Origin of the sequence: Cohnella hashimotonis (assembly GCF_030014955.1) — a bacterium.
GTDB lineage: Bacteria > Bacillota > Bacilli > Paenibacillales > Paenibacillaceae > Cohnella > Cohnella hashimotonis.
On record NZ_JAGRPV010000001.1, the window covers coordinates 5,862,014 to 5,884,799 of the forward strand.

The following is a 22,786-nucleotide window of genomic DNA, read 5'->3' on the forward strand; positions in this document are numbered from 1 at the left end:
AGGTGTACGGCACCTCAGAGCTGAATGTGTTGACGTAAGTCCATACTTGGCCGACGCATCGCGCAGCATAAAGCAAGAAGCTGCCTCCAAGTCGTGGATTCGACTCGAAGACAGCCCCTGTTGCAATTCAGTTGGTGAAAACTACGACCGGTTCAGCACGGCCATAACGATTGTTACGGCTTGGGCGCGCGTTACGATGCCGGCCGGATCGAAGCGGTTGCCGCCAATGCCTTTGATCAGTCCGGCCTTCGCGGCGGCGGCTACGTAAGGTACCGCCCACTTCGGAATGCGGTCCGCATCGGCGAAGGAAATCGCGGATAGTCCCGATTCCTCGTCCGTCTGCAAGCCCGCCGCCCGAGCGATCAGCACCGCCATCTCCACCCGGGTCATCGCCGCGCCCGGACGGAAGGTGCCGTCGGCATAGCCGGAGAACCAGCCCTGTTCAACCGCTTGGGTCACGTACGGTAGCGCCCATGGGGCAATGCTGGCCGCATCGGCGAACGCCGCCGTCCCTGCATTTGCGCTTGAGCCTGCTTCTTCACGCTCAGGCTTCAACGCCCGCCCCAGCATGACGGCGAACTCCGCCCGGCTCACCTTGCGATTCGGCTGGAACGTTCCGTCCTGGTACCCGTTGACGATGCCGAGCCGGACCGCTTCGCGAATGCTGTCCGCCGCCCAGTGCGCTGCCGGAACGTCGGCCGGCAAGGCTCCGCTGCCCGGACCGCCGGGCTGCGTCCCCGGATCCGTGCCCGGCCCTTCACCCGGATTTGTGCCGTTGCCGTTGCCGTTGCCGTTACCGTTGCCGTTGCCGTTGCCGTTACCATTGCCGGTTCCAGTACCGGTCCCTGGCGACGGCCCCCCGCTTTCCGGCGCAACGGAGAATCTCACCTCATAGGTCGACTTCGTCTCGCCGTCCTCCGCGGTCACTTCAACGACGGCTTTTCCCGTCGCGGACTCGGGCTGCACAATCTTTACTGTTGCCTTCTCATGCATCGGCGCCGCCGTGACGACCGGCGCAGCCGCCGTGCCCGAAGGCAGCACGACGTCGTATCCGGTCTTCTCCGCTTCGAAGCCCGGCACCGAAGCACCGGCCTCGCCATAGGCGAGCGTCTTCAACCGCGCGTCATGCGACTGCGCGTCCTGATACACTTCGATCGCGCTGACCCGGATAATCCCTAGCCCATCGCCCTTGTAGCCGACGATCCGGACTTTGTCCGTCGTGACTTCCGGGATGAGCGCTTTGACCGCATTGGACGTGTTGCCCTTGACCGAATAGAGCGCCACCCACTTCGTTCCGTCCCAATATTGCACGTCGAAGTCCTTGATCTGATAGCCTTGGGTGGAATACACCTCCAAATGATTGAATGTCGTCGGCGCCTTGAACGCCACCTGCAGCCATTGCGGGTTGTCGTAGGATGCCTTGACGTTCGTGTCGGACGTCCACCCTTTCCAGTCCCCGTATTGGCTCGTGATCGCCTTGACCGGACGATAGTCGTTCAGATAGTCCGTCGTTGACGCGGTGACCGTCGCGCCCTCGAACAGCGGATTGACGATCTTGTCGTCGAACTTGATCGTATACTCGTAGGTGCCGCTGACGCCCGATCCGTCCCTGGCGGTGGCAACCACCTTGACGGTTCCCTCTTTGAGCAGATAGATGATGCCCGTATCGGGCGTAATCTGCGCCTTGTCGGTCGGCGTGACGCCATCCGCCTCGTAGACGGCCCATGCCGCACGCTGATCGAGCGTATCGTTTGGCTCGAAGTAAGCGAGCAGTTGACGTTTGCCGCCATCCTTGATCGTAATCTTCCCTGCCTTGGCCGGCGGTTCGCTTTTGTCCTGCCGGGCGATGATGACCGTCTTGGCGCCCGACATGCCGCTGCCGTCTTTCATGGCAGCCACCACCCGGACGATTCCATTGCCCGCCCCGGCCGCCGTCAGCAAGCCGGCTTCGTTAACGGTCGCCAATGAAGTCGGCGTGCCGTCCGTATTCACGACCGTCCAGTTCACGCTGCCGGTCCTGTCGCTGCCGGCGATCGCAGCCGACATTTGCAGCGTGCCCTGCCGTACGAAAACGGTCGTGGCATTGTCTGCGCTCATGACATCCAGCTTAGGCGCGAGCGCGGACTCTGCGGAGGTGACGAGCAGCACCCAGTCCTCCCCGTCCGGCTTCTCGGGAACGGTCCATTCTCCGTTGACCGGAACGACGCGATCGGAGATCAATGTATACGCTCCGGTTCTCGTGTCGTACCACTGCGCTTTGTACGCCGTGTCGGCCATTTTTTTCAGCGTCCCCGTCTTCTTGTCGCTGTCGGCGAAATAAACGACGAACGTCCGGCTGCCGTCTACGGCCATGAACGTATTGTCGCGCGCAGCGAAGTCGGCATAGCTCGCATCGCCGAATACCGGCGTCAGCTTCCACCACTCGAGACTCGAATAGAACCGTTTGAAATACGTCATCTGGCTGCCTGCAGTCGCGTTCAGCCCGTCGAACCAACGGTAGTACGAACCGTAGTGAAACCAATCGTCCGGCGAATGGTTGATGGCCCACACGCCCTGGGACCCGTAGCCGAAGCCGAAGGATCCGTTCTGGAACGCGATGTAAGGCGTTTTTCGCGGGCTGTCGGCCGTCGTCACATTATTCTCGTAGCCCGTCTCGTACGTGATGACCGGCTTGACCTGCGGGTAAGCCATGAACGATTGATAGAAGTCCTTCGTCAAGGTCAGCACCTGGGCCGCGAACCAGGAATGAAACGGCAGGTCACCCCAGGTCGTCTCGAACGAAGGAACCGCCGCCATATGGGCGGTCATCGGGTGCTTGTAGTCGTCGCTGTCGGCGATGCCTTGCGCCACTAGCTTCCAATATTGCGGATCGAGATCGCCGAACTTCGGGTCGATCTCCTGCGCAACCGTCCAGAGCACCGGGTATGCGCCGTACCTCGCTTGCCAGTAGCGGCCCAGCCGCTTCAGCACATCGGGGTCCGTCACGCCGAGTACGCTGGTGAACGTCAGCGCTGCGTTGGCATGCACCAGTCCGGCATCCGCGATATATTGGAATTTGCGGTCGATATCCGCGAGCTTGGCCAGGCTGTCCGATTGGATGCCGCGGGTCACGTTCAAGCCCATGCCGTTCGAATACAGCGGCTCCGACTGGTACACGGTATAGCCCTGGCTGACGCGATGGTCGACCGCGTACTTGAACTGCGAATCGACGCCGTCGACGTTCGAGGAATCGAACCTTTCGTCCGGCATCAGCCAGTGCGTGTCGCCCAGATAAAAGAAAGGCGTGCCGTCACCGTAGGTGAAATATCGTTTCCCTTCATCTGCCTTCAAGAAGCCCCGTTGATAAATATCGAGCGGTCCGGCGTACGGAATAACTTCAAAAGAGACCGGTTCGCCCTTATTCAAGCCGGCATCGTCGGATACGTTCGAAGCCGTCGTTACCGTCCATTGCCCGGCCGACGTCGGCGCGAAGCGGACCTTCCACGTATGGCCGCCGTCCCAGAAGGCCGGACGGGTCAGCTTCTCGCCATGCGGACCCGTGAAGGTCGCGGTTACGTCGACGGCGAGGAACGGATCGTCGTACGTCTTGGCGCTTACCAGCGCGAGCTCCTGCTCCCGCCAGGTCTCGCCTGCGGACACGATTGCGATATCCGTCGAACCGGCGATGCCCGAGCCGTCCGCAGCCGTTGCCGTCACGGTGACGATGCCGGGCGATCTCGCGGTCAGCAGTCCGGTCGACGGATCGATCGATGCGTCGCCACTGGAGCCTTCCTTGGTCGCGACCTGCCAGGTAACCTCTTGCCGAGTGGCGGTGGCGGGCTCATAGACGGCGTTCAGCTTCATCGTCAAGCCCTTCACGACCTCAAGCTTCGCCGGCCCCTGCACCGCAATGCGTTCGATCGGAATCGGCTGGGAGGAGTATACCTGGAACTCGTACAGATTGGCCCAATCGCGTGCGGTGAAGCGGACGTACCTGCCTTCCGTCCCCGCGGGCAGCAGCGCTCCCAGCTCGTTCGGCTGCGTCTCTCCGTTCGTCGCCGTCTTATCCTTCAGATAGTCGTACGCGCTGCCGTCGCCGCTCAGCACGGCCGTCCAGTGTTCGGCATCGTCGGAGACGTAGAGCTTGTTCGTGCCCTGCCACATCCGGTTAAAAAGGATCTTCACGTAATCGAGCGTCAGCTTGCGGCCGAGGTCGACATAAAAATCGACCGTGCCGTACCCGCCCGCCATCGTGCCGGGATTCCCGTCGGTCAAGCTGGCAGGTTCGCCGTCATTGAACTTCATGCCGTTGTAGCCGGTCACGCTTGCCCCCTGCGAGACCAGCCGCGATCCGTCAGGCGCAGAGGCCGCGTAATCCTTATTTTCGGCCAATGGTTCCTGGGAAGTATACACCTCGACCTCGTACAGGTTCGCCCAGTCCTTGGTCGTCACGCGGACATAACGGCCTTCCGTCCCGTCGGGCAGCAGCGCCCCGAGCTCATTGGGCTGATTCTCGTCCGTCGCGGTCGTATCCTTCAAATAATCGTATTGCCCTTCGCTGCCCGAGACGACGGTCTGCCAGCTCTCGCCATCGTCCGAGACGTACACGGTATTGTCGCCGCTCCACATCCGGTTGAACAAGATCCGGACATAATTCAACGGCTGCTTCCGTTCCAGATCGATCACCAGATCCACGCGCCCGTAACCCCCTGCCAGCGTGTCCGGCAGGCCGTCCGTAAGATTGGCCGGAACGCCGTCGTTAAAGGTCATTCCGTTATAGCCGGCGACCGCCGCCCCCTTCGACACGAGGTAGGAAGGCTCGGGCGCCGTCTCGTAAGCTTTGGCCCCGGCCGCAGCCGCGGGAAGCGTCGCGGGGATCGCCTCCAGCAGCAGACCGAGAATCAACAGGAAGGCCGTCAGGCCTGCCAACCGTCTTTTCGCAAACAATCGATATCACTCCTTCGCATCATTAAGCGCGTTCATAGGTTATAAAGCTCGAATTCGTAGATGATCGGCGCGTGCTCGTTGCCCGACGTGAAGTAGATCCGCGCCTTGCTTCCCGTCACGGCGGGAAACGTCAGCACGCGCGGGATGCCGGTCGCGCCGATCGTCGTTCCCGTGTACGCCGTCTGCCAGGTCGAGCCGTTCCAATATTCGATCCGGAATCCTTGCGTCCGGCCGTTGTATTCGGTCAGCACGGCCTGGTTAAACGTCATATTCGCCCCGAAGTCGACGGCCAGCCACTGTCCGCTCCAGCAGCCGTTGCACGCTTGCCAATCGGTGACGTAATTCTGATCGAACGCCTTGGGCGCCGTCTGGCTCGCATCCCATGACGACGAGCTGGAATACGTCTTGCCCAGCGCCAGATTGGCCGGCGCCGCGGTCGTCGATTTCTGCACCAGCAGCACCCAATCGGAGGCGTCCGGCTTGCCAGGTATCGACCAGAGCCCGCCCGAGGCATGCACGCCACCGGAGATCGTCGTGTACGCGCCGGTGCGCGGGTTGAACCAACGCGCCGTATACAGGCGGCTGTTGTCCATCTGCTTGAGCGTTCCCGACGCCGTCGTGCCGTTAAAGAAAAACACCACGTATGTGCTGTTTCCGTCCGACGAGAGAAGCGAACGCGCGCCGTCGCCGAAAGAACCCCATGCGCCATCGTCGAACCGGGGCGTGAGCTTCCACCATTCCAGGCTCGTATAGAACGCTTTGAAATAAGAGAGCCGATCCCCGGTCGCCAGATTGGCGCCGTCGTACCACCAGTAATATCGAGCCGGCAGCTCGTAGGCGGTGCCAAAATCGTCCGGCTCTCCCGGCTTGGCGTAGACGTCGTTCCACACGCCTCCCGCTCCGTAGCCATAACCGTATATACCGTACTGGAACGCCTTGTAGGCCGCGCCCAGCGCGCCGTTTCCGTCGGTCCAGAATTGATCGTAAGCGCTCTCATAAAGCACCGAGGGCTTGACGGCGGCATTGTTCCAGAAGTTTTTGGCGATGCTCATCCCGGTCATGTCGCCCTGCCACTGCACGGCCCAGCCGTCGTGATAGGCTTTGCTCGCCCACCACGAGGTCGAAGCGACCGTGGAGCTGACGTTTTCCATGTGCGGCAAGAGCGGATGGTTGTAGGCGTCATTGTCCGAGATGCTTTGGCCGACCGCATACCACTTCTGGATCGTCGTCGCATCGTAATTGCCGTACATGTTCTTGTCGATTTCCTGCGCGATCGTCCAGATGACGGGATAAGCCCCGTAGCGGGCGACCCAGTAGCGCGCGATTTTGGCCATGTATGCGTTCGTGTAGACGCCGTAGCTTGCGGGATCGTTCGCCCAGCTCACCTGCGCATTGGCATGGACAAGGCCTTGATCCGCGATGTACTTGAACTTCCGGTCGAGGTTCGCGAAGCCCGCAAGATCGGCGCTCGTAAAGCCGTCGCTCAGATTGGCGACCGCTTCCTCGTCGGCGCCTGCGTGCGTCCCGCCCCCGTGCGGCTGCCAGATCGGCTCGGATTGGTAGACGGTAAAGCCTTGAGCGACCCTTTTGTCGACCGTGTACTTGAACTGCGAAGCGACGCCTGTCACGTTGGATGTTGAGAACCGCTCATGCGGCAAGATCCAGTGCGTATCCCCCAAGTAGAAGAACGGCGTACCGTCCGCATACGTGAGGTAACGGCCATTCGTGCTCACTTTCAGAAAGCCGTGCTTGTAAATGTCCTCGCTGCCCGTATAGCTCACGGCATCGACGGTCTTCGTCACGCCGTGCAGGCCCGCGTTCGCCGTATCCGTAGCGGCCGTCGACATCGTCCAGCTACCGGTCTTGGTGGGCGCGAAGCGGACCTTCCACACATTGCCCCCGTCCCAGAACGCCGGACGCGTGATGACCGTTCCGCCCGGTCCCGTAAAGGTCGCCGTCACGTCCACGCCGTTGAACGGATCCGCGTAAGTAACGGAGCTGTTCAGCGTAATTTCGACCGACTGCCACTGCTGAACTGAATAGTCGGCGGCATACGCCGTCCGGGCGCCGGGAAGTCCCCCAAGCACCGCCAATCCAAACATTGAGCCGAACAATACACAGAAGAAAACGATTTTTCGCATCTGATCTCTCCCTCTCGGTCAAGAATGAAATACGTTTCGGATCGCTTCCAGATAACCCATGCCATGCTTGGTGTCCGGTTCCAGATACCCCCCTTCCGTCCATTCGTTCCATGCATAGACGGTCAGCATCGGGGGCGATAGCCGCGTGCGGTCCAGATACGCTTTGGCTTCTCGCAGCGCCGCTTCAAAAGCGGCCGGCGTATTGTCCGTGGCGACCGGCGTATACGGATAATCCCCTCTGACGTACGGCAGGTCCGGATCGCAGCGCGGGCTCGGGTCCCATCCCATCGTCACGTTCGGATAGTAGGGCACGGAGGCGAATCGCGCCTGCAAGTCGTCCCACATCCCCGTCGCCTGCTCGGACCACTCGGCATAGTCGACGCCGGGGAACGACTCGGGCTCCGCATGATGCAGCCATACGTAAGACGTTACGCTGTCCGCGCCAAGCTTGGCGAGCAGCGCGTTCGCGTCGGGGCCGATGATGTCGGCATGCCGCGGATTTAATCCCCACTCGACGAAATTGAGATGCAGATCCGCATAGCCGGCTTCCCTGACTTTGCGGCGAAAATCGGCCAGCGCTTCCGCCGTTGCCTCCATGCCGCCCAGCCCGCGGATGAGCGTCATGCACTCGTAAATCGAGAAGTACAGCTTCCCGTCGATCGTCAAGTAGTTGTCGTAACCGAGATAATGCCCCACGATGTAGTCGGTCATTACGTCGAACCGCGCCCGGGACACTTCGTTGTGATTCGCCCACATAAGCGCGAACTTCAGCCGATCGCGGTTGCCGGCCTGCAGGAATCCACCCTCCAGCGCGCGCTGCAGAAACGGCCCCTCTCCCCCGCCCATGTCCCAGTACCAATCGTACAGAAAGCAGGTAATGCCGTGGTCGGCCGCCTCCCGAATCTGCATTTCGGACACGCGCGGGTCCGCTTCGTCGATCTCGCCCCAGAGCGGTCGCTTCGGCTGCTCGTGCCCGGGAAACCGAGGCTTGGCGCTTCGCAGCGACGGCCATTCCGTCCATCCCTTCCCTTTGCTCGCTTCGTTCTTCGGATCCGCATGCCACTGCGGAAAGTAGTAAACCGCCACCTCGTAGCCGCTGCCCATTCAAGCTCCCTCCTGTCTTTTGCACGGCCTAGCCTTTCAGCGTTGCGTTTAGCCTACTAGCCTACCAGCCTATCAGGCCTACTAGCCTTTTAGCCCTTAACGGAACCCATGACCAGCCCGCGGAGCATGCGCTTCTGCGTCAACACGAACAACAGCAGAAGCGGCAGCATCGCCAGCACGCTGATCGCGAATACCGGGCCGTAATTGGTCGATTGCTTGTTGAACATGAACTGGACGATCGTCGGCATCAACGTCATCTTGTCCGGCGAGTTGAGGAAGATGAGCGGGGTCAGGAAGTCGTTCCAGATGCCGTAAACGTTCGTGAGAATAAACGTGCCGGTGGCCGGCAGCAGCAGCGGAAAAATGATGACCCAGAACATCCGCAGCGACCCGCAGCCGTCGATGCTTCCCGCCTCCTCCAGCTCTCGGGGAATCGACTTCGTGAACGCCGAGTAAAGAAAGGAAGCGAAAGGAATGAAGCCCGCCGTATACAGCAGAATGAGCAGCGTGCGCGTGTTGATCAGATGGAGCAAGCTCGCCAGCTTAAACAGCGGGATCAGCGAGCCCACCGTCGGAATGACCATCCCCGACATGAACAGGTAGAAAAAGAAGAGAAACAGCTTTTCCCTCCTGCGCGCCAGCACGAACCCGGCCATCGACGCGACCAGAATCGTAAGCGCCAGCCCGCCGACCGTGACGAGGAGCGAGTTGAACATGCTCCGGAAAAACGACGTGCCCAGCGCAAGCTTGTAGTAGTCCAGATAAAGCCGGTCCGGCATTGCGAGCGGTTTGTAAAAGAGGCGCGGCTCCTTGAACGTCATCACGACGAGATACAGCACCGGGAGGAGAAACAGAAGCGCGGCCAGGATGAGCACGATTTCAAGCGTTAGGGACGCCCGTTTGGATCCGTTCATCAGAGCTCGACCTCCTTGCGTCTGGTGGCCGACAGCTGCGCGATCGAGACGATCACGATGAAGATGGCCAGCACGATGCCTCCCGCGGTGGCGTACCCGTAGTTATTGTCCTTGAAGGCGGCGTTGTAGACGGCCAAAAACAGCGTGTACGAAGACGTGCCGGGACCGCCGTTCGTCAGAATGTACGGGAGATCGAACATCTTGAGCGCGCCTACGACCGTCAGAAACAGCACGATCGTCACGGCGGGCATGAGCATCGGGAGCGTGATGCGGCGAAATAGCGAAAAGCCTCTCGCCCCTTCGATCTCGGCCGCTTCGTACATGTCCTGGGGAATCGCCTGCAGGCCGGCCAGATAAATGATCGCGCAATAGCCGATCGCCTGCCATTGCGTCAGCAGAATGATGGCCGGAAACGACGTTCGCACGTTGCCGAGCCAATCCTCCGTGACCGATTCCAGTCCAAAGCGGCCCAGCACGGCGTTGATCAATCCGTCGTACTGCAGCATCTGCCCCCAGACGACGGAAGCGACGACCAGGCTGACGACGACCGGAAGATAGAACGACGTCCGGATGAACGACCCGGTACGGAACTGCCGGTTAAGCAGCACCGCCGCCAGCAAGGCCAGCGGATTTTGCACGACAAGCCCGAACGCCGCCATCTTGAGCGAATTCAGCAGTCCGTCCGTCATGTGCGGGTCTTTCCACAGGTAAGCGTAATTGGTCCATCCCGTAAACTTCGGTCGTCCCACCCCGGTCCAATCCGTGAACGAATAATAGATGCTCTGGAGAAACGGAACATAGAAAAAGAGAATAAAAATAGCGGCCGCAGGGATGAGAAAGAGGACCGCCGCCGCATATTGCTTTCGTTTCAAATTCATCGCCGCTGTTTCCTCTCCGTTGGAATGAGGCGTTCAACCGCACGCGAAGGGGCTGCGGTTGAACGCGGGCCGGCTTGCGTCCGCTGCCGGTTACCCGATCAGGACGCGGGCAGCACGACGGTCGCCTTGTCTTTATTCATCGCATCCTGCGCCGCCTGCAGGTCGGCCGGATTGAACTTGACCCCGGAGACGACGTTCGTCAGCACGTCGACCATCGCGTTGGCGCTGCTCGCCGGCATAAAGGAGCTCAGCCCGTACGGAAGCGTGAGGCCGCCGTCCAAATATTGCTTCACCGTGTCCATGACCGGATCGGCGAATTGGACGTTGACGTCGGTGAACATCGGCAGGCCGCCTTCGCCTTCCAGCCACGGCCCCATAATCTCAGGGCTTACCATCAGCGAGACGAGGTCCTTGGACTCCTGGACCAGCTTCGTCTTCGCGTTGATGCCAAGGCCCGTGCCGGAGTTGAACACGATGCTGCTCTTGCCCGCATCGTCCATGAACGGGAAGAAGCCGATCTGGAACTTCTCAAAGCCGCCCTTCTCGATGTTCTCGACGTTCGACGCCGGCATCCAGGGCCCTTGCACGATCATCGCGGCTTCTCCGGAAGCGAACAGCTGCGCCGATTGCGGCCAGTCGATGCTCAGGGCGTTTTTGTTGAAGTAGCCCTTGCTCTTCATCGTTTCCACCTGCTGATATACCTTCTGGATAACGGCGTCGTCGAACTTGACCGTGCCGTCGTACAGCTTCTTGCCGTAGTCCGCGTCGCTTGGGAACGTGTAGGACTGCAGCCAAGCCATGAGGAACATGTTGGCGGTCCACAAGTCCTTGAAGCCGAGCGCGATCGGCGTCTTGCCGGCGGCCTTGATCTTCTCGCTGGCGGCGAGGAATTCATCTGTCGTCTTGGGCGGCTCGATGCCCATCTTGTCGAACAGATCCTTGTTGTACCAAACGCCGCCGCCGATGCTGCCGGAGCCCGGCGCGCCGTACAGCTTGCCTTCATACACCAGGGACGGGTCCTTCTTCGCGGCGTCGCTCATGCGCGACACCCAAGGCTCGCCGGACAAGTCCATGAGATTGCCGGCTTTGGCGTAGTCCAGCGTCTGGTAGAACGTCACGTCCGGCGCCGTGTCGGAAGCGAACTGCGCCTTCAGCTTGTCGAAGTAAGTCGCGCCAAGCGTCACGTCCCACTGGATCGTGGCGTTCGGATACAGCTTCTTGTAGCCTTCCTCGACCGCCTTGCGGAACGCCACCTGATGCGCGCGCTCGTCCAGGAACCAGGCGCCGGCGCGAATCGTGAACGTCTTATCGTTGGAAGCGGCCCCCCCGCTTGCCGTCCCCGTATTGGTGTCGCCTCCGCTCGTCGCGCTTGCGGTCGCGGAGCTGCTCGGACTGGCCTGCCCTTCGTTGTTGTTTCCTCCCGAACCGCTGCAGCCCGCCAGCACCGACGTAATCAGCAGCGTCGACGCCAGCAGCGATGTAACCCTCTTTTTCATGTGCGAGCCTTCTCTCTGTAACAGGATAACTTTCTAGCTTCATTGTAATCGCTTCACTTTCTCGCACGGATACTTGCATTCTGGTTTATCATTGCTGTGTTTTACTTCCCTCCGTCGCGCTGCGCAGATGCATGGAGCTTGTAGGCGCTCGGAGACATCCCGACGACCTTCTTGAACAGCAGGCTGAAGTGCGCGTAGTTTTTGAACCCGACCGCATAGGCCACCTCGTATGCCTTCAAGTCTTCGCTCAGCAGCCTGGCCTTCGCCGCCTCGATGCGGGTTAACCACAGCAGATCGGAAAAGTTTTTGCCGGTCTCCTTCTTGATCACGCGGCTCAAATAGGAATAATTGACGCTCAGCCGTTCGGCGACCATCCGCAGCGTCAGCTCGTCCTCGTACGCTTGTCCGATGATCGCCTTCGTCTCGGCGACGAGCCGCTTGGGCGCCTGTTCGACCAGCGTGCCGATCCGGGCGGCGCAGCCCTGCAGCAGCTGCTCGATATCCCGCATCATATCTGTCAGGATGACGCTGGACAGCAGCTTCTCCCGGATCCGCAGCTTGTCCTTCGGATCGATCGAGAGACCGAATTCCTCCATCACGTATTCCGCCTTCTCGACCAGGTTGATGCAAAAATGCTGAATGTCCGGCTTGCCGGCGCCCACGGTCAGCATCGTCCTGTAGGCCTCGCGCAGCGCGTCCGCGATGCCGTCGCGATCCCCGATGCGCAGCAGCTCCTCCAGCCGGTTGGTGGACAACAGCAGCTGCCGGTCCTTCTCGCTTCTTATCGATCGGATCGCATCGTAAGCGATGACGGACCGCTTCCCGATCAGCATCCGGTATTCCATGCATTCCGCGATCTGCCGGAGCGCATCCGGCAAGCGAAGCAGCGATGGCTCGGCCCGTCCGATCCCGACCGATAGGGAGAGCTCGCTTGCGGCGCCGCCCAGCTCCACCATTTGCTTGGCGAGCGCCAGCGCCTCTTCTTGCAGGCTGGCGGGATCGATCCCGCTCCCGCGCAGCAATACATAAAGGCCGGCATTCGTTCCCTGCGTCCAATAAGGAACGGGACTTCGCTCCAACGCCGGCATCACCGCCGCCAGCACGGCGCGCTCGCGGAACGGACTCCGCTCGCCGGCCGCTCCCGCGACCGTATCCAGCTCGCCATAGAGCAGGATAAACGGCTCGTCCGGCTGATTGCGGTCTCGCAGCCACGCCAGCTTTTCTTCGTCGCGATCCGCCGGCCCGCCGAACAAGACGAAGAATGCTTCCTGATGCTTCCATTCCGTCATGAGCTGCTGCTGCACTTGCTTTACGGCCCATACCAGATCCGCCGCGACGAAAGGCTTCGTGATGAAATCTACGGCGCCGAGTCGAATCGCTTGCCTGGCATACTCAAATTCGTTGTAGGCGGACAGAAAAACGATCGGCAGCTCGGGCTGCTCCTTGCGAATGGCCTCTGCAAGCGCGATGCCGTCCATCACCGGCATGCGGATGTCCGTCAGCAGAATATCCGGCCTGATGTCGCGCGCAAGGGCCAGCGCTTCGGCTCCGTTCGCGGCGACCGCCGCAACGCTGCAGCGGATGTCCGCCCATTCCGGCATACCTGCGATATAGTCTCGAATTTCCCGTTCATCGTCCACGACCAGCATTTTCATCCCGTCGATTCCTCCTGCCATATTTGGATCGGTATCGTCGCCCGCACGGTTACGAAGCCCCCGTCGCGAGTCAGCTTGACGCCGTAATCGCTGCCGAAATGATGCCGGATGCGGTCGTTCACATTGTCCATGCCGGAGCCGAGCCCGCGCCTAGCGCGCTTCTCGCTGGCTCGCGGAGAATCGCCGTCCGGCGCTGCTTCTTCCTCGGACGAAGGGTTGCGAATGACGATCTCCAGATGGTAGTCCGCCTCCTGCACCTCGATCTCGATCTTGCCGCCTTCGGGCAAGCGGTCGATGCCGTGCAGGATGCTATTCTCCACGAGCGGCTGCAGCATGAACCGAGGGACGGCCGCCTGGCGGAACATCGCAGGCAGGACGATGGAATACTGCAGCCGCTCCCCGAAGCGGTATTGATGGATCTGCAGAAAGCTCTCCACGTATTGCAGTTCCGTAGCAAGCGGCACGAAGGTGCCGCCGGGCGTAATCGAGTAACGGAAAATGCCCGACAGCTTCCGCACGACATCCGGTACGTACTTCGCTTTATCCGGCGATTGCGAGATGACGCTGATATATTCCAGGATGTTGTACAGGAAATGCGGGTTGATATACATGCGGATCGCCTTCAGCTCCGCTTCGCGCACCCGCAGCTCGTTCTTGTAGTTCGTCTCGATCAGCTGCTCCGTCCGGGTGACCAATTGATTGTAGCCGCGGCAGAGCATGGCGATCTCGTCCTGTCCGCGGATGTTCGGGAAGAGGCGGTATTCCGCAAGCTCCGCCTGGCGCATCAGCCGGTACAGCCGCCGGATCGGATGGGTGATCCGCTTCAGAATTTGATAGGTCGTAATAAACACGGCCGCCCAGGCCGCCAGCGTCACGGCGAGCGCGAACAGGGTTTGCTTTTTGACCAGCGCGTTCGCCCCCGCCGTCGCGATGCGGACGTACTGAAAATCGGACGTTTGCGATTTCTGCCGGACGACGAGCCTGTTCTCCAGGCTGCCGGAACCCAGCAAACTTCCGATATCGGACAGGTCGGAGGAGGATACGATCAAGTTGTCCGCGTTCGCGATATAAAACGTCCCCGGCTCGTAGTTCTCGTACAACTGGGAAGCCTTGGCCGGATCGAGGGTCAGGACGAGCATGCCGATCTCCGTTTCCGAAGTCATCGCGGCACCGCCTGCATACAGCTTCAGGTCGCATGCCATCCGCCGGTAGTCCGTGAAAAACGCCCATTGCGGCACGTTCGGGAACTCGAAGGGCAGCAGCCGGAAAGCCGATACGTATTGCAAGCGCTTACCGGAATCCGTAGCGTAAATGTCGCCGGCTTTGTTGATCAAATAAAGATTGTCGACGAAATCGCCGACATTGTTGCGGGCCTGCTCCAGCTCCGACTGCATCAGCTCGGCCGCGGCCGCTTCCTGCCGCCGATGGTCCTCGCCATCCGAATTCGTTCCCTCGCGGGCGTCCATCAGCAGCAGCGAACGGATCGCTTCCTGCCGCCCGAGCTCCGACAGCAGCTTGCGCACCTCATGCAGCCGGGCGTCGATCTTGCTCGCGGTGGCGTTCAGGTCCTGCTGGACCGTCTCCGTCTCCTTCTTCTCGAGCAGCTGATCGGAGCGGACATAGAAGGCTGCGCTGACGACGACGAGCGGGACGAGCGTCAGAATCGAGTAGCTGATGAGCATTTTGTACAGCAGGCGGGAGCGGATCGTGCGAACGAGGCCGGCTAGCATGCCGGCCCCTCCTTGGCTTTATATTTAACTTTAGCCGTAACGATCATGGCCTTGTTTTCGAATGGCGTTCTTTTCAAACAACATCCTCCTCTTCTAACCTTTGTCTTGCCCGCTTCCGGATGCGTTTCATTGATTTCCCTTCATTATAGGCGCGGGGAGCGGGATTGTATTTAGAGGGGATACCTCAAAAGGTGGACGATTTTACGCGATGCAGCATCTCGTCCGCGTACTGCTTCGGCGACCTTTTTTCGTGACGCTTGAACAGCCGGCTAAAATAATGCGCGTCGTCGTACCCGACCATCTCGCTGATGCGCTTAATCGGATGCTTCCCTTCCAGAATGAGCTCTTTAGCTTTCTCCATACGGCATTGGATGACGTATTCCATCGGCGATTTTCCCGTCGCTTTCTTGAACATCGTGCGCAAGTAGTTCGGAGACAGCGCCAGGTCGGCCGCCAGCCGCGCAAAGTCGATGCTCTCGCGATAGTGATCGCGCAAATAGAGAACGACCGCGTCGATTTCTTCCCGCCCCTGCTGCTTGTTGGCGTTCTCTTCCGCATAAGCGGTATCCAGGTACATGAGACGCAATATTTTCAGCAAAATCGCGCGCATCTCCAGCTGGAAGCCGGGCGTCCGCTCGGTGAACGCATGCAGCAGTTCGGTGAACAGCCGTTCGTAGTGAAGCGGGTCGCCTGTCCGGATCAAGGACGGAAACGCCACTTCGCCCGGTTCGACGAGCGGACGCTCGTCCAAGCCTTCTTCAACGGGGAGGACATCCTGCGTATAGTCGCAGTCCGAGTAAACTTCCGGCGGAAAATCGAGCGTGTCGCCCATGTAAAGGTAATCGAAGTGAACCGCAAAATAACGCGCGTGCCCGGGAGGAATCATGCAGGAATTGCGCTGGTGCGGCCGAATGACGTGCAAGTCGCCTGCGCTGACCGTATAGGAAATGCCGTCAAGAATGTAAACGCCGCCTCCATGCGTGAAGAAAACCAGCTCGTGATCGTAGATAAAACGAGGCGGCACCTTGATATCTCCCGGCCCGTCGTATTCGTGGATATAACGGACATAGGGCGCCAATTGCAAAAAATTGACTTCCATGCGTGCGGAAACGGTCATGGCCGAGTCACCCCTTTGCGTTCCTGCCTCTATCTTCCCCGGATGCCCGATTCCAGTCAAGCTGGCATTCTACAGCCTTACAGCGTTACCTCACCTTTCACCATCTTATCGGTCTCATCGATCAGCGTCTGGATAAACTTCAGCGATGCCGCGAGCTCGGGTTCCGTAAAGGCATCTAACGCCCGGATAAAGGAAGCTTCTATTTTCTCGTGCATCATAGCGTGCACCTCGAAGATCTGCCTGCCTTTGGGCGACAGGCTAAAGTACACTTCCTTTTTGTTGTCGTTCAACTGACTTCGCTTGATAAAGCCCTCTTTCAGCAGCTTGGTGCTTATTTTCGTAATGCTCGCCTTGGACAGATTCATTTTCTCCGCGATGGACGTGTTGTTGATGGGCTCGTTGCGCCCGATGCAGTCGATGACGTGAACGCTGGTCATATGACTTGGAATCGATGCAATGCCCTGCACCCGCGCCAGGTCGGCAAACGCCTCGATCTCGGTAGACACCGTGTGCTCGAATACATGCAGATAGTGATTCAGACGGCTGTGCAGCAATCGCTTAAGCCCGTCGGATGTGCTCGTCATGCCGTAGCGCCCCTTACTATACAGTGATTATCGTTTATGTATAAACAAATATATCACATCGTATAAGCGATAAAAATTAAATTTGACAGATGTATGCATCGGAATTATAGTTTACCTGTAAACAATATTAAATTGTGTACGGGGAGGGATTTACGGTGAATATGTCCATTACGATAAGAGAACGCAGATCCATCCGCAGATATAGCGCCAGGCCGGTAGCACGTGAAATGATCGATTCCTTGCTGAATCAGGCTGCAAGTTTGTACCAAGCCGAAGGCGAAGGCGCCTCTCATTGGCGCAGTATTTGCTATTCCACCCCGGAAGCGCGTCACAGGCTGGCCGACAGCATGATCGCCAAGGTCAAGGGAAGCACGCTCGGCAAGCTGCTGCCGGGAAAAATGCTCGACCTCATGAAAAAGCAAGTTACGGATACGCCCGCGCACCTAGTCTTTATCGCGGAATCCGGAAGTACGCAGCGGCAGAGCGACGAAAATTACGCGGCGGTATGCAGTATCATGCAAAACGTTCAGCTGCTGGGCTGGGAGCAGGGACTCGGCATGCTGTGGTATACGGATCCGATGCTGAACAGCGCGGCATTCGAACGGGAGATCGGTCTGCGGGCGGGCGAGAGATTTGCGGGGGTCTTAAATATCGGATTTTATGAAAAGGTGCCGCGAGCGCGCAAAAGAACGCCCGCGGAGCAGAAGTGGACGGCTATCGAAGGCGACGCGAGCGGGTATGTGGACCACCTTCAGGTATCTTCGCAGAATGGATCTGGGCCTGCACATAAGGCATCTTCGGGAAAGGTTTCTTCTCGAACGGTATCTTCGCAAAGCGTTCTGGCCCTGCTGAACGATGCCGTCTGGGCGCCCAACGACGGACTGCGAGAGCCGTGGCGTTTTGTCTTCGCGGCCGTTGGCGAAGCGGCGGATCGACTCCGCGCCTTGGACGGGGATGCTTCCGCAGCGTTTCTGCTGGTCGTAGCCAAGGAAGAGCCGGACTCGCATAAGCGCAAGGAAGATTACGCGGCGGTATGCTGCCTGATCCAGAACTTTCAATTGCTGGCCGCATCCGAGCCGTGGCCCGTACGGCGCACGATGCCGGAATGGATCTACGATCCGGCGCAATGCAAGCCTTTCGGCGTCCGGCCGCAGGAGCGGATCGTAGCGGTGCTGGCGCTTGGCGGCGACGGGCTGCATTCCTCTTCGGCGCTAGCGTCCCTGGCGTCCGTACCGATTAACATTACGCATTGCTAAGCGTACGAGAAGCTTGCGGGATATCCAGACCACGACAGATTTGCGATTTTCTCCTGAGTCACATACTTCTCTCTCAGCGCAGCTTCAACCGGACTTTCTGAAAAGTAAAATTGTAATCCTCTTCGCTGCCGGAAGACACCATCCACATTTCCTTGCCGTCTTCGCTGATCCATTTCGTCGGAAATATGGGCTGATAGTCACCTGAGCTTCCCCAGTTGTTGTCCTGATGGAACAGGGACCAAGGCCCCCATGGATTCGGAGCCTCGAACAAGGTCAACTGACTCGGAAACCGGCTGTCGTCAACGGGATCTCCCGGCTGTTGGTGATAAGGACGAGGGTTACCTTGTTTGTCCGTGAATGAAAAGTTGCCCATGATGTACCGATTTAAGCCTTTATTGAACGAAACATGATTTTCTCCCGTCATCAGCGGATATTCAAATACCGGAGCTGCGCGGTCCGCATCCGAATGCCAGACCGGTTGGCCATGCTCATCGCCCGAATAGAACGTCCACGCATCGCGCTCGAGGATGCGATCTCGGCGGACTTTTCCCAGGAGCAGGTAATCGCCGTTGCACCAATAGCTATTCCCGTCCATCGCGGCAGGGAAATACGCATAGACGAACTCGTCCCTGGCCCCCTCGTAATCCTGCCCGAATTGGATGAAATGCGGAGATGCCAATCGGCCGTCAAAGAAATCCTGCCGAGTCGCCTCCCGGTTCCATGTGTTGCCGTTATCATCGCTCGTAATGATCCAACTGGAAATATTATGTTGGCGATTAAAAGACGGATTATCTCCGAAATTCATCAGCTGCACCGCGAAATACAATACACCGTTCAAGCTCAGCAAGCTCGCCGGCTTGACTCCCCAATGCGGATGCACATGGGGACGCTGGCAATATTCCTTGGGGTCGATCGGCAGGTTGTCGATGAGAAACAGATGAGGATACGGCCCCCAGAATGGTTCGCCCGGATGGCCTTCAATCCGCCATACGTTCATTGGACTTCCAAGATTGTCCCCTGCCGCGCCGTAACAATGGCCGTCCGCCGCCCAAGTAATCGGCCACATGTCTCCGTCGGCTTTGTGATATCTTCGGCTGTCCATGATCGCGCATTCAATCATTTCGCTGATTGGAAAATCGCCGCTCATTCTTGCACCCCATCTATGTGTTATATTTTTTATGTATCCAGCTATATTATATCCTTGATTTAAAAGGACTTTTCTAGCTAAAATGCTTAAAAATATAACTATTGCGCTAATTAGTAGAGGGGATAACTATGGATTCAACAGATTATGGAATGCTTGTCTACACACCAAGTCAGTTGGCTAGGTCTACGTTTTTGTATGTGCAGCATATCGGAAGATGGAAGTATGACGACGATTACGTCATTACGCGGGAAGGGTTTGAAAGTTATTTATTTCAATACACCTTTAGCGGTCGCGGCTATCTTAAGCACGAAGACAGGGAATATGAGTTACTGGCTGATTCCGTCATTCTTATCGATTGCCGGAAATTTCATGAGTACGGGACGCTTTCGAATGAGCAATGGGACGTAGGCTGGGTACATTTCGATGGAAACGGAAGTGCCTCTTATATGCAAGCTATACACGATAAATACGGACCCGTCATTCGGCTTCCGGTTCCACACAGGTTCATTCAGCACCAGCAAAGTCTTATCGAGATAATTAGAGGCAACGGAGTTAACCTTGAAGCAGAAGCCGCACTTCATATCTTTCAGTTACTAATGGAGGTTTTCACAGCAGGTACAACCTCCCCTTCCGGCAATGGTATTCTGGTGCGTCAAAGCGATGGCCTCGAGAAAGCACTTCAATACCTGCAAATTCGTTATGCCGAACCTATTTCCGTAGACGACTTGGCCCGAGAAGCAAACATGAGCAAATCCCACTTTACGAGAGCCTTCAAACTTTGGACCGGGTGCTCTCCCATTGAATATTTAATCAGGCAGCGTATTACAATGAGCAAATCACTCTTGCTCAGAGAACGAACAAAATCAATAGAGAGAATTGCCGAGCTCGTTGGCTTTGAGAGCGCTAGCCATTATATTGTGACTTTTAAGAAATACGAAAATCGCACGCCGCTGCAATATCGAAAAATGTGGTTATGATTTTTCATTTCTAGCCTTCCTTTGCGTCCCATACCGAGCAGCACGCCGGCGGCACGCGGTCAGCCAGCCACACCTCATTGCCGGCGTAATAAAACGCAAAGCCTAGCTGCCGCGCTTCCGCCGTGTTTACGCGCAAAATAACAAGCTCTCCCCTTCGGCTCCCTGCGAGCGTCGCAAAATGAACGCCTTCCGACAAGTGAACGTACTGACGACCCATCGGGAGCAGCCCTTCCTGCAATATCGACGGAAGCGCCTTCGTATTCGTACCGTGATACAGAATCTCCGGCGGCTCGCCCGGCGTATATTGGACTTTATCGTGACTATGGCCGTACCTCGCCCGGATACGTCTGTCCTCGATGACAAACCGCTGTTTATCCGAATTTCACACGACCTGCTCGAGGTCCTCCAGCTTCACCCACGACCAGCCGGACTGGGCTTGAATAGATTTAATGAAGGAAGGGAGCGGGCATGAGCCGTCCTCCGGATCGAGCGTCACGCCAAACGCTTCGGGGCTGTGCCGCAAAATCTTGGTCATTAGTTTGCTTAGGCTTTTCTCTGTCGACGGGTTTAGCATCGAGATCTCCTTCCTGAAATTTCTGTAGTCAAATCGGCGATCAAGCGGAGAATGTATAATGGTTCCTTATATCGCAAGACGCAAGGATCGACACAGTTAAAAAGCCACGCAGAACCTCCTCGAGGAAGTTCTCCATGGCTCTTTTCATATTATATCGACAGCTTCGACGCCCCGACATAAGCGGCAAATATATCCCCGAACGCGTCGGCCGTATTCAACGCTTCCTGCAGCGTATTGTTGGCGCCGCCGAATTCGAGCAGCATGCTGTTGGGCGACAGCGATTGGTTGTATTCGCCGTCTCCGTGCGCCTTGTCCTTCATCAGGACCCCACGCGACAAGCCTGGATATTTCTTCTCCAGCCGTTCGCTCAGCGCTTCCGCAAACTGCTTGTTGGCTTTGTAATCCGCATTGCCCATTCCGATAACGAACAGTACCCGGGCATACGTCTTGCCGCCAATCGTTACCGTCGTCTGCTTGCGAGGCACATCGCCGTCCCGGTGGATATCGAAGAAATAACCGAGCGACGCATTCGACTTCATCGCCGTCTGCACGATCTTGCGGGATTCGGTATACGATTGCGAAAAGCTCAGGTTCTTTTCCGCAAGCCGCTCCGTAATATCGTCTTCAGCCGTGAAGGCCGAGATGCCTCTCTTCTGCAGCGCGGTTCCGAGCCTATCGCCTACCAGCGTGATGTTGACCTTCGGGTCGTCGATCGAAGAGCCTTTGGTCTGTGTGGCCACGTTTTTCCAGGACTCCCGGTTGTGCGTGTGATAAATATAAACCTGGCGTCCGCTCGCCGACGATGCCGCCTTGACCGTACTCGTACTATTCGTCGATACGACCCATGCGGCTACATAAGCCGTCCCCTTCGCGCCGCGCGAGATGCGGTACCAGTCCCCCTCCTTGCTCAGAATGGGGTAAGTCTCGCCAGGTTGGGCCTTGCCGACGATTTCGTCCTCGGTGCTTGGCCCCTTGCGCAGGTTGGTGACATCCGTAATCTTCACGACCGATGGCTCGGTACTCGTCTTGACGACCGCCGCGATAGCGCCACTTGTCGAACCTTTGGTCGTCTGCTTGATATATTCAGCGGATACCCATCCCGTCTGCTTCTCCGACAGCTGAATTTTCAGCCACTCGCCCTGCTTGTCCAACACCTCGTAGCTGCCGCTTTTGCCGATCATCTGGATGACCGACGCAGTCAGCTTCGGCGACGTCCTTACGTTCAGACGGTCGACCGTGCTTTGTGCATACGTTTTGCTCGCCTTCACGTCAGCCGTTTTCACCGCGGCGCCGCTCTTCGACTGGGAGGAAGCCGCCTGTGCAATAGACGGTCCGGTCGTACCGAGCAACAGACATGCGCTGATTACCGCGCTTCCGATCGCATAACGCAATAAGTCCGCCCCTTTCATTTCAAAAAAATAGGAAGATGACTCATCCGGCTTCTCGACCAACAGGATTTCGACATGAAACTTGGATTTCCTGCTTGGATCGGCAAATTTCCGCGTAAACACGGCAAATAAAAAAGGCCAGCCGGAATTCCGACCGACCTGCTATGACGACTATCAAACTTCTTTTGGTTCGTTAGATATTTTTTTCTATATACAAATGCTCCATGATTTCGCCTTTCCCAACCTTACGACTGCCCACTTGAAAATCGATGGGGTTGCCTTCTTTTACGAGATGACAAATGGCTGGAAATGCCTCTTCATTAATCGTGAACATCTCAATATCGACTTCATACCATTCGTTTAAAAATAGAAAATCGCCAACGTCTCCGATCGGCTTTATAATTCCAGAGAAGGTTAATCCATTGCCAAAATTGACGCCAGGCATGAGTGCTATTTTAGTACTGAGATTATTTTCAAGACCACCGAACATAACCTTTGCTTTGAGCAGGAGCACTAGAGATTCCTGTGATCAAAAAGAGTGGAGCCGCCGATTTGTGGTCTGGGTGCCGGGCTGCGGATATCTACTGTCCTAAGACAGTCGTTTGCGCATTTGGTAGCCGGGTACCGCCCATCTACTGTCCTACGACAGTCGTTTGCGCACTTAGCAGCCGTGTACCGCCGATCTACTGCTCTACGACAGTTGTTTGCGCACTTAGCAGCCGGGTACCGCCCATCTACTGTCCTACGACAGTAGTTTGCGCACTTAGCAGCCGGGTACCGCCCATCTACTGTCCTACGACAGTAGTTTGCGAATTTAGCAACCGAGCTGCTGCCATCTACTGCCGTACGGCAGTAGATACCATTCTCCGGAAACCGGCCCTGGCCAGCCATACGATTCC

The 22,786-nt window shown here is 57.8% G+C and carries 15 protein-coding genes and 1 pseudogene; 2 read left to right on the plus strand and 14 right to left on the minus strand.

Annotated elements, in window-relative coordinates; all coding sequences use genetic code 11:
• Positions 1 to 141: 141 nt before the first annotated feature.
• The 10 genes from KB449_RS23655 to KB449_RS23700 all read right to left on the minus strand — a co-directional run bounded on the left by KB449_RS23655 (position 142) and on the right by KB449_RS23700 (position 16,545).
• Positions 142 to 4,926: an S-layer homology domain-containing protein gene (locus KB449_RS23655; RefSeq protein ID WP_282910707.1), complete on the minus strand. Its 4,785-nt coding sequence runs from the start codon at positions 4,924 to 4,926 to the stop codon at positions 142 to 144.
• Positions 4,927 to 4,958: 32 nt separating this feature from the next.
• Positions 4,959 to 7,067 carry an apiosidase-like domain-containing protein gene (locus tag KB449_RS23660; RefSeq protein ID WP_282910708.1) on the minus strand — a complete coding sequence of 703 codons (2,109 nt, stop codon included), beginning with the start codon at positions 7,065 to 7,067 and terminating at the stop codon, positions 4,959 to 4,961.
• Positions 7,068 to 7,085: 18 nt separating this feature from the next.
• Positions 7,086 to 8,171 carry a glycoside hydrolase family 99-like domain-containing protein gene (locus KB449_RS23665; protein ID WP_282910709.1) on the minus strand — a complete coding sequence of 362 codons (1,086 nt, stop codon included), beginning with the start codon at positions 8,169 to 8,171 and terminating at the stop codon, positions 7,086 to 7,088.
• 89 nt (positions 8,172 to 8,260) lie between these two features.
• Positions 8,261 to 9,085, minus strand: a complete 825-nt coding sequence (locus tag KB449_RS23670) for a carbohydrate ABC transporter permease (protein ID WP_282910710.1) — start codon at positions 9,083 to 9,085, stop codon at positions 8,261 to 8,263.
• Positions 9,085 to 9,963 (minus strand): carbohydrate ABC transporter permease, encoded by an 879-nt coding sequence (locus tag KB449_RS23675; protein ID WP_282910711.1) that lies wholly within the window; start codon positions 9,961 to 9,963, stop codon positions 9,085 to 9,087. Before KB449_RS23675 ends, KB449_RS23670 begins: the two co-directional genes overlap by 1 nt.
• 98 nt (positions 9,964 to 10,061) lie before the next feature.
• Positions 10,062 to 11,459, minus strand: a complete 1,398-nt coding sequence (locus tag KB449_RS23680) for an ABC transporter substrate-binding protein (protein WP_282910712.1) — start codon at positions 11,457 to 11,459, stop codon at positions 10,062 to 10,064.
• A gap of 101 nt (positions 11,460 to 11,560) precedes the next feature.
• Positions 11,561 to 13,114, minus strand: coding sequence for a response regulator transcription factor (locus KB449_RS23685; protein WP_282910713.1), 1,554 nt, complete (start codon positions 13,112 to 13,114; stop codon positions 11,561 to 11,563).
• Positions 13,111 to 14,844 (minus strand): cache domain-containing sensor histidine kinase, encoded by a 1,734-nt coding sequence (locus KB449_RS23690; protein WP_282910714.1) that lies wholly within the window; start codon positions 14,842 to 14,844, stop codon positions 13,111 to 13,113. Before KB449_RS23690 ends, KB449_RS23685 begins: the two co-directional genes overlap by 4 nt.
• A gap of 184 nt (positions 14,845 to 15,028) precedes the next feature.
• Positions 15,029 to 15,961: an AraC family transcriptional regulator gene (locus KB449_RS23695; RefSeq protein WP_282910715.1), complete on the minus strand. Its 933-nt coding sequence runs from the start codon at positions 15,959 to 15,961 to the stop codon at positions 15,029 to 15,031.
• Between the two features lie 77 nt (positions 15,962 to 16,038).
• Positions 16,039 to 16,545, minus strand: a complete 507-nt coding sequence (locus KB449_RS23700) for a MarR family transcriptional regulator (RefSeq protein ID WP_282910716.1) — start codon at positions 16,543 to 16,545, stop codon at positions 16,039 to 16,041.
• A 161-nt stretch (positions 16,546 to 16,706) separates the two neighbouring features.
• Here KB449_RS23700 and KB449_RS23705 point away from each other — a divergent pair, with 161 nt between their 5' ends.
• Positions 16,707 to 17,801: a nitroreductase family protein gene (locus tag KB449_RS23705; protein WP_282912895.1), complete on the plus strand. Its 1,095-nt coding sequence runs from the start codon at positions 16,707 to 16,709 to the stop codon at positions 17,799 to 17,801.
• A 73-nt stretch (positions 17,802 to 17,874) separates the two neighbouring features.
• Here the strand turns inward: KB449_RS23705 and KB449_RS23710 are convergent, their stop codons facing one another.
• Positions 17,875 to 18,903 (minus strand): DUF4185 domain-containing protein, encoded by a 1,029-nt coding sequence (locus KB449_RS23710; RefSeq protein WP_282910717.1) that lies wholly within the window; start codon positions 18,901 to 18,903, stop codon positions 17,875 to 17,877.
• Positions 18,904 to 19,076: 173 nt separating this feature from the next.
• Between KB449_RS23710 and KB449_RS23715 the strand changes: the two genes are divergently transcribed.
• On the plus strand, positions 19,077 to 19,925 hold the full coding sequence (locus tag KB449_RS23715; protein ID WP_282910718.1) for an AraC family transcriptional regulator: 849 nt from the start codon (positions 19,077 to 19,079) through the stop codon (positions 19,923 to 19,925).
• Between the two features lie 10 nt (positions 19,926 to 19,935).
• Here the strand turns inward: KB449_RS23715 and KB449_RS23720 are convergent.
• From KB449_RS23720 to KB449_RS23730, 3 genes and pseudogenes are all read right to left on the minus strand, one after another.
• A pseudogene (locus KB449_RS23720) lies at positions 19,936 to 20,499 on the minus strand (RNA 2'-phosphotransferase).
• 149 nt (positions 20,500 to 20,648) lie between these two features.
• A complete protein-coding gene (gene spoIIP, locus KB449_RS23725) occupies positions 20,649 to 21,890 on the minus strand; it encodes a stage II sporulation protein P (RefSeq protein ID WP_282910719.1) in 1,242 nt (413 codons plus the stop codon).
• Positions 21,891 to 22,080: 190 nt separating this feature from the next.
• Entirely contained in the window at positions 22,081 to 22,401 is a 321-nt protein-coding gene (locus KB449_RS23730; protein ID WP_282910720.1) for a hypothetical protein, read from the minus strand.
• Positions 22,402 to 22,786 lie beyond the last annotated feature (385 nt).

Excerpts from the sequence above, each read along its gene's own strand:
- KB449_RS23690 (WP_282910714.1), bottom strand. The coding sequence starts at position 14,844 with ATGCTAGCCGGCCTCGTTCGCACGATCCGCTCCCGCCTGCTGTACAAA.
- KB449_RS23670 (WP_282910710.1), bottom strand. The coding sequence starts at position 9,085 with ATGAACGGATCCAAACGGGCGTCCCTAACGCTTGAAATCGTGCTCATC.
- KB449_RS23660 (WP_282910708.1), bottom strand. The coding sequence starts at position 7,067 with ATGCGAAAAATCGTTTTCTTCTGTGTATTGTTCGGCTCAATGTTTGGA.
- KB449_RS23695 (WP_282910715.1), bottom strand. The coding sequence starts at position 15,961 with ATGACCGTTTCCGCACGCATGGAAGTCAATTTTTTGCAATTGGCGCCC.
- KB449_RS23700 (WP_282910716.1), bottom strand. The coding sequence starts at position 16,545 with ATGACGAGCACATCCGACGGGCTTAAGCGATTGCTGCACAGCCGTCTG.
- KB449_RS23705 (WP_282912895.1), top strand. The coding sequence starts at position 16,707 with ATGTCCATTACGATAAGAGAACGCAGATCCATCCGCAGATATAGCGCC.
- KB449_RS23675 (WP_282910711.1), bottom strand. The coding sequence starts at position 9,963 with ATGAATTTGAAACGAAAGCAATATGCGGCGGCGGTCCTCTTTCTCATC.
- KB449_RS23665 (WP_282910709.1), bottom strand. The coding sequence starts at position 8,171 with ATGGGCAGCGGCTACGAGGTGGCGGTTTACTACTTTCCGCAGTGGCAT.
- KB449_RS23685 (WP_282910713.1), bottom strand. The coding sequence starts at position 13,114 with ATGAAAATGCTGGTCGTGGACGATGAACGGGAAATTCGAGACTATATC.
- KB449_RS23710 (WP_282910717.1), bottom strand. The coding sequence starts at position 18,903 with ATGGACAGCCGAAGATATCACAAAGCCGACGGAGACATGTGGCCGATT.
- KB449_RS23680 (WP_282910712.1), bottom strand. The coding sequence starts at position 11,459 with ATGAAAAAGAGGGTTACATCGCTGCTGGCGTCGACGCTGCTGATTACG.
- KB449_RS23715 (WP_282910718.1), top strand. The coding sequence starts at position 19,077 with ATGGATTCAACAGATTATGGAATGCTTGTCTACACACCAAGTCAGTTG.